This is a genomic window from Nocardioides sp. SRI_004, assembly GCF_057586415.1.
In genome coordinates this window covers 112,923-126,089 of record NZ_JBYCZV010000007.1, presented here as the reverse complement: position 1 = coordinate 126,089, position 13,167 = coordinate 112,923, and the positions used below count along the sequence as shown (strand labels likewise).

Sequence of the window (13,167 nt, the reverse complement as noted above, 5' to 3'; positions counted from 1 at the left end):
ACTGCTTCTCAGATGATCCTGTCGTTGCGGTTGCGCGGGTCGATGAGGTCGACGATGCGCTGCAGGTCGCCGGTGTTGGCGAACTCGATGCTGATCCTCCCCTTGGCCTTGCCGAGGTCGATCTTCACCCGCGTCTCCAGCCGGTCACCCAGGCGCTCCGACAGCTCGGCCAAGCCGGGGGCCTTCGGCTTCGGACGCGTGGTGCGCTTCGGCGTACCGGTGTCGTCGCCCACCGCGACGATCTCCTCCAGGCCGCGCACCGAGATGCCCTCAGCCACCACCCGCTGGGCGAGGCGGTCCTGCTGGTCGGCGTCGGGCACGCCGAGGAGCGCTCGCGCGTGGCCGGCGGACAGCACGCCGGCGGCCACCCGGCGCTGCACGGCCGGGGAGAGCTTCAGCAGGCGAAGGGTGTTGCTGATCTGCGGGCGCGAGCGGCCGATGCGCTGGGCCAGCTCGTCGTGCGTGCAGGAGAAGTCCTCGAGCAGCTGCTGGTACGCCGCCGCCTCCTCGAGCGGGTTGAGGTTGCTGCGGTGCAGGTTCTCCAGGAGCGCGTCCCGGAGCATGTCGGTGTCCTCGGTCTCGCGCACGATCGCGGGGATCGTGGTGAGGCCGGCGGCCTGGGTGGCGCGCCAGCGGCGCTCGCCCATGACCAGCTCGTAGGCGTCCGGGGCCGTCTTGCGGACGACGACGGGCTGCAGGAGGCCGATCTCCTTGATCGAGTGGACCAGTTCGGCCATCGCCTCCTCGTCGAAGACGGTCCGCGGGTTCACCGCGTTGGGCCGGATCTGGTCGACGGGCAGCTCGGCGAAGAAGGCGCCCTCGACGGGTGCCAGAGCCGAATCCGCCGTCTGCGGGCCGCTCGTGGTGTCCGTGGACCTCAGGTCCACCGAGGCGCTGGAAGGCGCTCCTGCGGCAAGGTCCGAATTCTGGGCGTCCGGGTTGACAACCACGTCCGTCGCCGGGGCATTTCCGGGCGCCGGGGGAGCGGCGGGCGGTGCCGTCGGGATCAGCGATCCGAGGCCCCGGCCGAGGCCCCGACGGGGCGCGTTCGCGTTCACAGGGCAGCTCCTCGGGTGACGATCTCGCGGGCTGCCTCGAGGTAGCTGAGGGCACCGGGCGAGCCCGGGTCGTAGGTCATCACGGTCTGCCCGTACGACGGCGCCTCGGACACGCGCACCGAGCGCGGGATGGCCGTCTTGAGGACCTGGTCGCCGAAGTGCTCGCGCACCTCTTGGGCCACGCCGGCAGCCAGGCGCGTCCGGGCGTCGTACATGGTGAGCACGATGGTGGAGACGGCCAGCTCCGGGTTGAGGTGCGCGCGCACCATGTCGACCGTGGCGAGCAGCTGGCCGAGCCCTTCGAGGGCGTAGTACTCGGCCTGGATCGGGATCAGCATCTCCGCGCCCGCGACGAGCGCGTTCAGGGTCAGCAGGCCGAGCGAGGGCGGGCAGTCGATGAAGACGTAGTCGAAGCGCTCCTCGCCGATCTCGGCGGCGGTGCCGACCCGGGGGTGCGCGTCGATCGCCTTCTTCAGCCGCTGCTCGCGCGCGACCACGCTGACCAGCTCGATCTCCGCACCGGCCAGGTCGATCGTCGCGGGGACCACCCAGAGGCCGGCGGCGTCGGGGCAGGGCTGCGCGATGTCGACGATCGCGAGGCCGTCGACGAGGAGCTCGTACGTCGAAGGGGTGCCCTGCCGGTGCTCGATGTTGAGCGCCGTGGAGGCGTTGCCCTGCGGGTCGAGGTCGATGACCAGGACGCGCTGCCCGAGCTGGGTGAGGGCGGCGGCGAGGTTGACCGTCGACGTGGTCTTGCCGACCCCACCCTTCTGGTTGGCGACGACGAAGACGCGCGTCTCCGAGGGCCGGCCCAGCTGCTCCTGGGGGATGCCGGCGCGCACCATCACCGTGGCCTGCGCGGCCCGGGCGAGGGGGGTCTGGTCATCCTCGAAGCCGGCGTTGCGCTCGGCGAGCTGCGCGGCGGTCAGGACCCCCGTACTGGTCACCGTGCCCGTTTCACGTGAAACGTGCGGCTCCTCCGAGGAGCCGGTTTCACGTGAAACGTCGTCATCCCCACGCAGGGCGCGCTGCAGGCTTGCCTGTGGATAACCGGGCTCAGTCTGTGGATGCTCACGCTCAGCACCCCCACCCCCATCGGTGGAAAACCCGCCAGGGGCCTCGGCGTCGGTCACGACTTCCTCCTCTTGTTCCTGCCGCGGGAAGGACGTGATGCCCGAACATCACGCTGCGGCCGGGACGGCAACGATACGCGGGCCGGGTCGGCCCACGTCACCCGCACGACGCGGATCGGACTCACGTCGGGGAGAGCATCGGCCCCGTCGCCCCACGTCTCGATGACCGGAGCGGCACAACCCAGGCGGGCGAGGACGGGAGCCGCCGCCTCGACCTCCTCGGGTGCCGAGCTCCCCTTCATCGCGACGAGGGCGCCGTGCGGGGCAACGAGGGGCATCGACCACTCCAGCAGGCGGTCGAGCGGGGCGACGGCACGGGAGGTGACGACGTCGAAGTCGGAGGTGCCGTGGAGCGCGTCGGCACGGCCGCGGACGACCACCACGTTGGTGAGGCCGAGGGAGGCGACGGCCTCCTCCAGGAAGGTCGTACGACGCAGCAGCGGCTCGACCAGGGTGATCGTGACGTCCGGCCGGGCGATGGCCAGCACGAGACCCGGCAGGCCGGCGCCGGAGCCGATGTCGGCCACCCGGGCGTCCGGAGGCAGGGCGGGCGCCATCAGGGCGCAGTTGAGGACGTGGCGCTCCCACAGGCGGGGCGCTTCACGAGGGCCGATGAGGCCACGGACGACCCCGTCGGTGGCCAGGAGCTCGGCGTACGCCACGGCTGCGTCGACCCGGGAGGCGGGGAACAGCGCGGTGACGGCCGGCGGGGGAGGGGGGAGCTCGACAGTCATCTGGTGCTTCCCCCTGGTGGTCGTGCGGTGATGGATGGAGAACCGACGCGCCCCCGGTGTTTCACGTGAAACACCGAGGGCGCGGTCGTGGAACGGATCAGGCGTCGGGCGGCAGTACGACGACGTAGCGCCGCGGCTCCACGCCCGCCGACTCCGAGCGCAGGCCAGCGGCGGCGACGGCGTCGTGGACGATCTTGCGCTCGAAGGGCGACATCGGCTCGAGCGAGACCGGCTCGCCCGACTCGGCGACCCGGGCGGCCGTGTCGGCGCCCAGCTGCGAGAGGCGGGTGCGCTTGTCCGCACGGAAGCCGGACACGTCCAGCATCAGTCGCGAGCGCTCCCCGGTCTCGCGGTAGACCGCGAGGCGGGTCAGCTCCTGCAGGGCCTCGAGGACCTTGCCGTCCTGCCCGACCAGCTGGCTGAGGTCGGCACCCACGATCGACACGGCGGCGCGGTCGGCCTCCACGTCGATGTCCAGGTCGCCGTCCAGGTCGGCGATGTCGAGGAGCTCCTCCAGGTAGTCCGCGGCGATGTCACCCTCCTGCTCGAGGCGGGCCACCCGGTCGCTCTCGGCGGCCGGGGCCGCGGCCTCGTCCTCCTCGGTCGACTCCACGGCACCCGCGTCGGCGGTGGTCTCGTCGGTCACGACCTCGGTCTCGATCTCGGCGCTCACTTGCTGTCTCCCTCGTTCGTCTCAGGCTCCGTGCCGTCCTGGGCCTCGTACTTCTCCCAGTCGGCGGACTTGTTCTTGGCGCCCGGGGCGCCGGGCTTGGGGGCGGTCTTGCGCTGCGAGCGCGTCTGCCGCTTCGGCTGCTGGCGGGTGGCCGGGCGCCGGTCGGTCGTGGTCGTCGTACCCTCGGCGACGGTCTCGGCCTCCGGCGCGTGGCCGTGGCGCAGGGCCTTCGCACGGTCGCGGTCCTGCTTGGCCTTGAAGGCCGGCGTGCCGGGCGCGGGGTTGTTGCGGATCACGTAGAACTGCTGGCCCATGGTCCACAGGTTCGAGGTCGTCCAGTAGAGGAGGACACCGATCGGGAACGCGACACCACCGAGGCCGAAGGCCACCGGGAGGATGTAGAGCAGCATCTTCTGCTGCTGGGCGTACGGGCCGCTCATCGCCTCGGCCGGCATGTTCTTGGCCATCAGCTGGCGCTGGGTGGTGAAGGTGGTCGCCGTCATCGCGAGCACCAGGAACGCCGCCACGAGCATGACGCCGGTGTGCGGGTCCTCGCCCCAGGTGCGCGACTGCCAGAACGAGCCGTTGATCGGCAGTACGCCGAAGATCTCGGACTCACCGAACTGGTGCGCCTTCTCCTTGGTCAGGAAGCCGTGCGCCTTGTCGCTCTTGGCCGCCTGCGAGAGCAGCCGGAAGAGGGCGAAGAAGATCGGCATCTGCAGCAGGATCGGCAGGCAGGACGCGAACGGGTTGGTGCCCGCCTCGCGGTAGAGCTTCATGGTCTCTTCGGCCAGCTTGTTGCGGTCGTGGCCGTACTTCTTCTGCAGCTCCTTCACCTTGGGCTGCAGCAGCTGCATGTTGCGGCTGGACTTGATCTGCTTGACGAACAGCGGGATCAGGGCAGCGCGGATGACTAGCGTGAGCCCGATGATCGAGAGGGCCCAGGACAGGCCGCCGTCAGCGTCGAGGCCGAGCACCGTGAACAGCTTGTGCCACCCGAGCAGCACCGCCGAGATGATGTAGTACAGCGGCACCATGATGAAGTGGCCGATGTCGCCGATGAAACCCACGAGTCAGGCTCCTAGTTGGGAGTCGGAACCGCCGGCGGTCGCCGGCAGGAGTGCTGAGTCGCTCCGGGCCGGGGCCTCGGTGCGGGCGGGGGAGTGGTCGTGCCGGGGCGGCACGTGGTCGACCCCGCCGGGCGACCAGGGGTGGCAGCGCAGCAGACGCCGTGCGGCGAGCCAGCTGCCCTTGATCGCACCGTGCACCCGCAGCGCCTCGACGGCGTACGCGGAGCAGGAGGGGTAGTACCGGCAGGTCGGGCCCAGGTACGGGCTGATCACCAGCTGGTAGCCGCGCACCAGCCCGATCAGCAGCCACTTCATCGGGCCTCCCCGGGCTGGACGACGCGCTCGGTCACGCGTTGCAGACAACGCTCGAGGTCCGCCACCAGTTCCGTGTACGACGCCAGGGCGGCCGCCGGCTGGGCGCGCACCACGAGCAGCGAGCCGGGCGGCAGCACCGCGAGTCGTTCGCGCACCGCGTGCCGCAGCCGCCGCTTGGTGCGGTTGCGCACGACGGCGTTGCCGACGGCCTTGCTCACAACGAAGCCGACCCGCGCAGCGGGCAGCGTCGGACCTGCGGGGGACGAGGTTCCGGACATGCCGACGACCTGTTGCTCCGGGGGGAGCAACAGGTGCGTGACGACGGTGCGGGCACCGGCTCGATGGCCCCGTCGGCTGGCGGCCCGGAATCCTTCTGGGTCCGTCAGCCGGTTGCCGGCGGCGAGCATCGGTCAGCCCCGCGGGTTCCGCTGAGCGGACACCCCCGGACCTGCCCGGCCTCAGACAGCGAGGCTCGAGCGGCCCTTCCGGCGGCGGTTCGCCAGGATCGCGCGGCCCGCGCGGGTGCGCATCCGCAGTCGGAAGCCGTGCGTCTTGTGACGACGACGGTTGTTCGGCTGGTACGTCCGCTTGCTCACGAATCGGCCTCTCAGGTGCAGGATCGGGAAGGGTCGCGCGGCAGCCTGCGAGCGACTCCGATCAGGAGCCGTGAGGCACGTCGGCCGGCACCGCGCAGCCACGAGGTCCGATCCCTGCAGCTGCTGCGCACCTGCGAGGAGGGATGATTCGTGGACATGCGGCACCGGTCGACCCCGGTTGACCAATCAACGGTACGCGGAGGCCGGATCGGGGGTCAAACCGGCGCGCCTCCCCGTCGTACCGGCCCGCGGGCCAGATGATCCGCGCCCGCGAGTGCCGACCACGGTGCATCGATTTCCGCAGGTGCCTGCGAAACCTGTGGATAGCGGGTTGATCCACAGGCCGGTCGCCCGTTAGGTTCGACTACTCCGGGTTTCCCCGCCGGTCCCGAAAGTCCCCGACGACCTCACTCGTCAGCCGTGCCACTGTCACCGTCTCGGTGCCTCTGACCTGCGCAAACGAGGTCTGATGGATGGTTCGGGCGGCCTCGGTCGAGCATCGTCACGTCGATGATGCAATTGTTCACAACCTGTGGACAAAGTTGTGGAGCCAGACCGGGCCCCGACCACAGACAGACAACAGCGAGAGGTGTGAGGCGTGACCGGCAACCCCGATCAGCCCCCGAACCCGACCACCGACGGCAGCGCCCCCGAGGCACCCATCGCCCGCCTCGAGCGGGAGTGGGCCGCCGTCGTCGGCGACCTGCAGGCCCACCAGCGGGCCTGGCTCCAGGCCAGCAAGCCGGTGACCCTGCACGGCACCACCGCGATCGTGGCCGTGCCCGACGACTTCACCCGCAAGCGTCTGGAGGGCCGGCTGCGCGGCCAGCTCGAGGACACCCTCACCGAGCGCTTCGGCCACGAGGTCCAGCTCGCGGTCACCGTCGACAGCTCTCTGCAGCACGAGCCGGTCACCGAGCCGGGCTTCCCCGCGGAGCGCTACGACGACGGTCCCTCCTACGAGCAGCCCTCCTTCGAGCAGCCGGCACCGGTCGACCTCACGAATGTCGACATGCCGACAAGTCCACAGATCGATTCGTCGACGTACGACGCCCCGCGCACCGCACCCGCCTTCGACGACGGCTACGCGAGCACCGACCGCCCGGCCGTGCTGCCCGCGCCCGGCGCCAGCCCGCCGGCGAGCGGTGAGTCGCGGCTCAACCCGAAGTACACCTTCGAGACCTTCGTCATCGGCTCCTCCAACCGCTTCCCCCACGCCGCCGCCGTCGCGGTGAGCGAGGCGCCCGGCCGCAGCTACAACCCGCTGCTGGTCTACGGCGAGTCCGGCCTGGGCAAGACGCACCTCCTGCACGCGATCGGCCACTACGTGCGCACGATCTACGCCGGCTCCAAGGTGCGCTACGTCTCCAGCGAGGAGTTCACCAACGAGTTCATCAACGCGATCCGCGACGACCGGCAGGACCGGTTCAAGCGGAAGTACCGCGAGGTGGACGTGCTCCTCATCGACGACATCCAGTTCCTGGCGGGCAAGACCCAGACCCAGGAGGAGTTCTTCCACACGTTCAACACCCTCCACAACGCCAACAAGCAGATCGTGCTGACGTCCGACCGTCCGCCCAAGCTGCTCGAGGCGTTGGAGGACCGGCTGCGCAACCGGTTCGAGTGGGGCCTGATCACCGACGTGCAGGCGCCGGACCTCGAGACCCGGATCGCGATCCTGCGCAAGAAGGCCGCGATGGACCGCCTCACGGCGCCGTCCGACGTGCTCGAGTTCATCGCCAGCAAGATCCAGACCAACATCCGCGAGCTGGAGGGCGCGCTGATCCGGGTGACCGCCTTCGCCAACCTCAACCGCCAGGACGTCGACATGACCCTGGCCGAGATCGTGCTGAAGGACCTGATCCCCGAGGGCGGCGAGCCGGAGATCACCGCGCCACTGATCATCGCGCAGACGGCGGCCTACTTCGGGCTCTCGATCGAGGAGCTCACCGGCCCGAGCCGCGGTCGCCACCTGGTCATGGCCCGGCAGATCGCGATGTACCTGTGCCGCGAGCTCACCGGGCTCTCGCTGCCGAAGATCGGCGCGCAGTTCGGCAACCGCGACCACACGACGGTGATGTACGCCGAGCGGAAGATCAACCAGCTGCTCGGTGAGCGCCGCGCCGTCTTCAACCAGGTCAGCGAGCTCACCAACCGCGTGAAGATGCAGGCCCGGCAGGTCTGAGGGCCACGGATTCCTGTCGTTCGAGCCTGTGGACAACCACGTCCGAATTGTGCGAACTACACGGGGAGGATTCCGTGGAGTCCACAGGCCGGTGCTCCACACGACGCCGGTCATCCCCACGAGCGGGTAGTTCGTCCCGGGCTCTCCCCACAGGTCATCCACCGGCCCCACGGCCGCTGACCTGCGCAAACGGTGGTTCTCCACAGTTTCCACCGAACCTATGACCACTCCCTACCGACGTACGGATCGATCTTCCGCGGAACTCCTCACGACCCCCGACCTGTGGATCGACCACCCTCGGCGCGTTCCTGTCACCACCCCGGCGAACCACACGAGCCGACAGGCAGTGCCGCGCTCAGGAGCGACGTGGCAGGATGCAACCCCACCCGCGTGCACGCTCCGCTGACCACACGGTCGCCGAGCGCCGCCCACCCCGACCCAGATGAGGTACGACGAACGTGAAGTTCCGTGTCGACCGCGATGTCCTTGCCGACGCCGTGGCGTGGGCCGCGCGCAGCCTGCCGGTCCGTCCGAGTGCCCCCGTCCTCGCCGGCCTGCTGATCGAGGCCAGTGACGAGGGCCTGATCCTCTCGACGTTCGACTACGAGACCTCCGCCCGCGCCACGCTCAGCGCCGAGGTCCACGACGAGGGCAAGGCCCTGGTCAGCGGCCGGCTCCTCGCCGACATCTGCCGCAGCCTGCCGAACAAGCCCGTCGAGCTCACCCTCGACGGTGCCCGCGTCTCGCTGACCTGCGGCTCCTCGCGCTTCTCGCTGCAGACGATGCCGGTCGAGGACTACCCGACGATCCCCGAGATGCCGGCCGCGACCGGCACCGTGCCGAGCGACGTCTTCGCGCACGCGGTCGCCCAGGCGGTCACCGCCGCCGGCCGCGACGACATGCTCCCGGTGCTGACCGGTGTCCGGATCGAGATCGAGGGCGACACCATCGCCCTGCTCGCCACCGACCGCTTCCGCCTCTCGCAGCGTGAGCTCACCTGGAACCCCGGCACCCCCGACGCGACCCTCGCCGCGCTCGTCCCCGCGAAGGTCCTCGGCGACACCGCGAAGTCGCTGACCGCCGGCCCGGAGGTCACCATCGCGCTGTCCGCGTCGGGCTCCGGCGACGGCATCATCGGCTTCGAGGGCACCGGCCCCGGCGGCGTGCGTCGTACGACGACCCGGCTCCTCGACGGCGAGTTCCCCAAGGTCCGCAGCCTCTTCCCGAGCGAGAAGCTCACCGTCGCGAAGATCGACCGCGCCGAGCTCATCGAGTCGGTCAAGCGCGTCTCGCTCGTCGCGGACCGCAACACCGCGGTCCAGCTGAGCTTCCGCGACGGCGCCCTGGTCCTCGACGCCGGCTCCGGCGACGACGCCCAGGCCTCGGAGTCGGTCGCCGCGCAGATCGAGGGCGACGACCTGGTGACCGGCTTCAACCCGACCTTCCTCCTCGACGGGCTTGGTGCCATCGACGAGGCTGTGGTGGAGCTGGCGTTCACGCAGGCGTCGAAGCCGGTCGTCATCAGCGGCACTGCCGACGAGTCCGCCCAGGACGACGGTGGCTCGTTCCGCTACCTGCTGATGCCGCGCCGCCTGCTCAGCTGACACATCCCACCCGCAGCGACCTGAAGGGACTCCCTCGGATGCACATCGGACTGGTCGGACTCGGCAAGATGGGTGGCAACATGCGCACCCGCCTGCGCAACGGCGGCCACACGGTCGTCGGCTACGACCGCAACCCGGACCTGGCCGACGTCGACAGCCTCGCGGCGATGGTCGAGGCGCTCCCGGCGCCGAAGGTCGTCTGGGTGATGGTGCCCGCGGGCGAGCCCACCCGTTCGACGATCGCCGACCTCAAGGAGCTCCTCGGCGAGGGCGACCTGGTCGTCGACGGCGGCAACTCGAAGTACACCGACGACGCGATCAACGCGGCCTCGCTCGCCGAGAAGGGCATCGGCTTCGTCGACTGCGGCGTCTCCGGCGGCGTCTGGGGCCTGCAGAACGGCTACGCGCTCATGTACGGCGGCGCGGCCGAGGACATCGCGAAGGTGCAGCCCGCGTTCGACACCCTCAAGCCCGAGGAGGGCGGTGCCGTCCACGCCGGTCCGACGCCCGGCGCCGGCCACTTCGCGAAGATGGTCCACAACGGCATCGAGTACGCCATGATGCAGTCCTACGCCGAGGGCTGGGAGCTGCTCGAGAAGGTCGACATCGTCGAGAACGTCCCCGCGATCTTCGAGTCGTGGCGCCACGGAACGGTCATCCGCTCGTGGCTGCTGGACCTGCTCACCGAGGCGATCGAGGACGACGAGCACCTCGACGCGCTGCGCGGCTACGCCGACGACTCGGGCGAGGGCCGGTGGACCGTGCAGGCCGCGATCGACAACGCGGTGCCGATGCACGTCATCGCCGCCTCGCTCTTCGCCCGCTTCACCTCGCGCCAGGACGACAGCCCGGCGATGAAGGCGATCGCCGCGATGCGCAACCAGTTCGGCGGCCACGCCGTGCACACGGACCCGCCTCCGGGCGGCGAGGCCAACCCCGACGCCTGAGGCTTCCGGTCGTCGAGCAGGTTGCGCGGCAACCGTCACGAGGCGCCCGAGCGAAGAGAGGGACAATGGTGTCGTGCACGTCGCCCACCTGACCCTCCACGACTTCCGGTCGTACGCCGACGTGGACGTCGCGCTCGAACCGGGCGTGACGGCCTTCGTGGGCAGCAACGGCCAGGGGAAGACCAACCTGGTCGAGGCGATCGACTACCTCTCGCGGCTCTCGTCGCACCGCGTGGCCACGGACGCCCCGCTCATCCGGGCCGGCGCCGAGCAGGCGATCGTGCGGGCGGCGGTCGTCCGCGACGGCCGGACCGCGGTCCTCGAGGTCGAGCTCAACCCCGGCCGCGCCAACCGGGCACGGGTCAACCGCTCGCCGCTGCCGCGGGTGCGCGAGCTCGCCGGCCTGGTCCGCACGGTCGTGTTCAGCCCCGAGGACCTCGCCCTGGTCAAGGGCGACCCGTCGCAGCGGCGCCGCTTCCTCGACGACCTGCTCGTGCTCCGGACCCCGCGCTACGCCGGCGTCATCGCCGACCACGAGCGGGTGCTGCGCCAGCGCAACACCCTCCTCAAGACCCTGTACGCCGCCCGCGGCTCCTCCCGCGACGCGGCGCTCGCGACGTTGTCGGTGTGGGACGACCACCTGGTCACCACCGGGACCGAGCTGCTGCTGGCCCGCCAGCGGCTGGTGACCGACCTGGCGCCGTACCTGGGGAAGGCGTACGAGGCGGTCGCGCGGGGCGCCAGCCGCGACGACGCCCGGATCGAGTACTCCGCGACCGTTCCCGCCCTGGTGGTCGAGGAGGTTGCGCAGCAACCGTCACGAGACCCCCGCAACCCCCTCGCCGAAGCCTTCCGCGAGGAGCTCGCCCGCCGCCAGTCCGAGGAGATCCAGCGTGGCGTGACCCTCGTCGGCCCCCACCGCGACGACCTCCTGCTGACCCTTGGCCCGGGCGACGAGCACCGCCTGCCGGTGAAGGGGTACGCCAGCCACGGCGAGTCGTGGTCCTTCGCGCTGGCGCTGCGGCTGGCGTCGTACGACCTGCTGCGGGCCGACGGCGACGACCCGATCCTGATCCTCGACGACGTCTTCGCCGAGCTCGACGCCGACCGTCGCGAGCAGCTCGCGGCGCTCGTCGCCGGTGCCGAGCAGGTCCTGGTGACCGCGGCCGTCGCCGCCGATGTCCCCGACGCGTTGCGGGGTGCGACCTTCCACGTGGCGGCCGGCGAGGTGACCCGTGCCTGACCCGGACGACGAGACGACGGAGGGCGCCACCCCCGTGGCGCCCGAGGCGGCCGAGGAGGAGCACCGCGCCGACGGGCTCGACCTCGCCCGCTCACTCACCCTCGGCACCGCCGCCGCGGGTACGACGCCCGCCCGCCGCCGTCTCCCGCGCAGCTCCGACGGCCGCCCTGCCGGGACCGGCTTCCGCAGCCGCGGCCGGTCGGGCGAGGCGCAGTTCTCCGGGGCCCGGCCCGACGGCCGCGACCCGCAGGGCCTCGGGGCCGAGGTCGACAAGCTCGTCGGCGCCCGCGGCTGGGCGCTCGACCTCCAGGTCCGCGGCGTGTTCGGGCGGTGGACGGAGATCGTCGGCGACGAGATCGGCGCCCACTCGACGCCCGAGACGCTGACCGACGGGACCCTCGTCGTCCGTACCGACTCGACGGCCTGGGCCACCCAGCTGAAGCTGTTCGCGGCGACCCTCGTGCAGCGGCTCAACGCGGAGCTCGGTGACGGGACGGTGACCCTCGTCGAGGTCCTCGGACCGCACGCGCCGTCGTGGAAGCACGGCCGGCGTGGGCTCCGCGACGGGCGCGGGCCGCGGGACACCTACGGCTGAGCCAGGACTGAGCGCGGAGCGTCCTCTCTTTTGACCCTTCCCGGGGTGCCGATCTCGCTACGATGACGGACTGTTCGATGACCCGTTCGTCCGACGTGGCCCCCATGACCACGCGCCCGGCAAGGAGACCGACATGAGCAACTACCAGCCTCCGGCACCGCCCCCGCCCCCCGGTGGCGGTGGCTACGGTGCCCCGCCTCCCGCCGGTCCTCCGGGAGGCGGCTACGGCGGTCCGCCCGCCGGTGGCGGCTTCGGTGGCCCGCCGGCCGGTGCGCAGCCGTGGGACGTCGGCTCGGCCGTCGGCTACGGCTGGGCGAAGTTCCAGCAGAACATGGGCCAGATGATCCTGGCGTCGCTGGCGATCTTCGCGGGCGCCGTGGTCATCGGTCTGCTCTACCTCTTCGCGATCGTGCCGCTGAGCTCGGCCGACGCGGAGTACAACGCCCGCACCGGCACCTACACCTACGACGACGGCTGGCCGTTCGTCCTCACGTTCCTGATCTCGGCCTTCGTCGGTGTCTTGTTCTTCATCTACGCGCAGGTCATCGGCGCCGGCCTGATCCGTGAGGCGCTGGGTGTCACCGAGGGCCGCCCGTTCACCACCGCCGGGGTCTTCAAGTTCCAGAACATCGGCAACGTGATCGTCACCGCCCTGCTGGTCGGCGCCGGGACGTTCATCGGCTACCTGCTGTGCTTCATCCCCGGCATCATCTTCGCGTTCCTGTCGATGTACTCGCTGTTCTTCGTCGTCGACAAGAACCTCTCGCCGGTCGACGCGATCAAGGCCAGCATCGACCTGACCAAGAACAACGTCGGCTCGGCGATCATCTGGTACCTCGTCGCCGTCGTGATCATCTTCGTCGGCGAGCTCGCCTGCTTCGTCGGCCTGCTGGCGGCCATCCCGGTCGTCCTGGTCGGCTCGGCCTTCACCTACAAGAAGCTGTCGGGCCAGCCGGTCGCCCCCTGACCGCAGCCACCGACGGCAGCAACGACGCCCCTGACCCCACCCGGGGT

14 protein-coding genes are annotated in these 13,167 nt (G+C 70.8%); 6 read left to right on the top strand and 8 right to left on the bottom strand.

Annotated features, from left to right (window positions below):
• Positions 1-8: 8 nt before the first annotated feature.
• The 8 genes from AC2YHB_RS11580 to rpmH form a co-directional block, all read right to left on the bottom strand.
• Positions 9-1,058 (bottom strand): ParB/RepB/Spo0J family partition protein, encoded by a 1,050-nt coding sequence (locus AC2YHB_RS11580; protein WP_487353968.1) that lies wholly within the window; start codon positions 1,056-1,058, stop codon positions 9-11.
• Positions 1,055-2,005 carry a ParA family protein gene (locus tag AC2YHB_RS11575; RefSeq protein ID WP_036543862.1) on the bottom strand — a complete coding sequence of 317 codons (951 nt, stop codon included), beginning with the start codon at positions 2,003-2,005 and terminating at the stop codon, positions 1,055-1,057. Before AC2YHB_RS11575 ends, AC2YHB_RS11580 begins: the two co-directional genes overlap by 4 nt.
• A gap of 182 nt (positions 2,006-2,187) precedes the next feature.
• Entirely contained in the window at positions 2,188-2,925 is a 738-nt protein-coding gene (gene rsmG / locus AC2YHB_RS11570; RefSeq protein WP_487353967.1) for a 16S rRNA (guanine(527)-N(7))-methyltransferase RsmG, read from the bottom strand.
• A gap of 97 nt (positions 2,926-3,022) precedes the next feature.
• On the bottom strand, positions 3,023-3,598 hold the full coding sequence (locus AC2YHB_RS11565) for a Jag family protein (RefSeq protein ID WP_487353966.1): 576 nt from the start codon (positions 3,596-3,598) through the stop codon (positions 3,023-3,025).
• On the bottom strand, positions 3,595-4,635 hold the full coding sequence (yidC, locus tag AC2YHB_RS11560) for a membrane protein insertase YidC (protein ID WP_218865015.1): 1,041 nt from the start codon (positions 4,633-4,635) through the stop codon (positions 3,595-3,597). Before yidC ends, AC2YHB_RS11565 begins: the two co-directional genes overlap by 4 nt.
• 36 nt (positions 4,636-4,671) lie before the next feature.
• Positions 4,672-4,983, bottom strand: coding sequence for a membrane protein insertion efficiency factor YidD (gene yidD, locus AC2YHB_RS11555; protein ID WP_051932076.1), 312 nt, complete (start codon positions 4,981-4,983; stop codon positions 4,672-4,674).
• A complete protein-coding gene (gene rnpA, locus AC2YHB_RS11550) occupies positions 4,980-5,390 on the bottom strand; it encodes a ribonuclease P protein component (protein WP_487353965.1) in 411 nt (136 codons plus the stop codon). The genes yidD and rnpA overlap by 4 nt, the downstream gene beginning before the upstream one ends.
• A 51-nt stretch (positions 5,391-5,441) precedes the next feature.
• The gene (gene rpmH, locus AC2YHB_RS11545) at positions 5,442-5,579 is read right to left on the bottom strand and encodes a 50S ribosomal protein L34 (protein WP_036517902.1); all 138 of its coding nucleotides are present in this window, start codon (positions 5,577-5,579) and stop codon (positions 5,442-5,444) included.
• 598 nt (positions 5,580-6,177) lie between these two features.
• On the opposite strand from rpmH, the gene dnaA reads away from it, so the two are divergent.
• The 6 genes from dnaA to AC2YHB_RS11515 all read left to right on the top strand — a co-directional run bounded on the left by dnaA (position 6,178) and on the right by AC2YHB_RS11515 (position 13,120).
• Positions 6,178-7,764: a chromosomal replication initiator protein DnaA gene (gene dnaA / locus AC2YHB_RS11540; protein ID WP_487353964.1), complete on the top strand. Its 1,587-nt coding sequence runs from the start codon at positions 6,178-6,180 to the stop codon at positions 7,762-7,764.
• 458 nt (positions 7,765-8,222) lie between these two features.
• A complete protein-coding gene (gene dnaN, locus AC2YHB_RS11535; protein ID WP_487353963.1) occupies positions 8,223-9,368 on the top strand; it encodes a DNA polymerase III subunit beta in 1,146 nt (381 codons plus the stop codon).
• A 38-nt stretch (positions 9,369-9,406) separates the two neighbouring features.
• Positions 9,407-10,315, top strand: a complete 909-nt coding sequence (gnd, locus tag AC2YHB_RS11530) for a phosphogluconate dehydrogenase (NAD(+)-dependent, decarboxylating) (protein ID WP_036543855.1) — start codon at positions 9,407-9,409, stop codon at positions 10,313-10,315.
• 73 nt (positions 10,316-10,388) lie between these two features.
• On the top strand, positions 10,389-11,558 hold the full coding sequence (recF, locus tag AC2YHB_RS11525) for a DNA replication/repair protein RecF (RefSeq protein WP_487353962.1): 1,170 nt from the start codon (positions 10,389-10,391) through the stop codon (positions 11,556-11,558).
• On the top strand, positions 11,551-12,153 hold the full coding sequence (locus AC2YHB_RS11520; RefSeq protein ID WP_207007788.1) for a DciA family protein: 603 nt from the start codon (positions 11,551-11,553) through the stop codon (positions 12,151-12,153). The genes recF and AC2YHB_RS11520 overlap by 8 nt, the downstream gene beginning before the upstream one ends.
• 133 nt (positions 12,154-12,286) lie before the next feature.
• Positions 12,287-13,120, top strand: a complete 834-nt coding sequence (locus AC2YHB_RS11515) for a DUF2189 domain-containing protein (RefSeq protein WP_036543849.1) — start codon at positions 12,287-12,289, stop codon at positions 13,118-13,120.
• Positions 13,121-13,167 lie beyond the last annotated feature (47 nt).

What these genes read in the sequence shown, in the direction of transcription:
- gnd (WP_036543855.1), top strand. Translation starts at nt 9,407, where the DNA reads ATGCACATCGGACTGGTCGGACTCGGCAAGATGGGTGGCAACATGCGC.
- rnpA (WP_487353965.1), bottom strand. Translation starts at nt 5,390, where the DNA reads ATGCTCGCCGCCGGCAACCGGCTGACGGACCCAGAAGGATTCCGGGCC.
- yidC (WP_218865015.1), bottom strand. Translation starts at nt 4,635, where the DNA reads ATGGTGCCGCTGTACTACATCATCTCGGCGGTGCTGCTCGGGTGGCAC.
- AC2YHB_RS11515 (WP_036543849.1), top strand. Translation starts at nt 12,287, where the DNA reads ATGAGCAACTACCAGCCTCCGGCACCGCCCCCGCCCCCCGGTGGCGGT.
- rsmG (WP_487353967.1), bottom strand. Translation starts at nt 2,925, where the DNA reads ATGACTGTCGAGCTCCCCCCTCCCCCGCCGGCCGTCACCGCGCTGTTC.
- yidD (WP_051932076.1), bottom strand. Translation starts at nt 4,983, where the DNA reads ATGAAGTGGCTGCTGATCGGGCTGGTGCGCGGCTACCAGCTGGTGATC.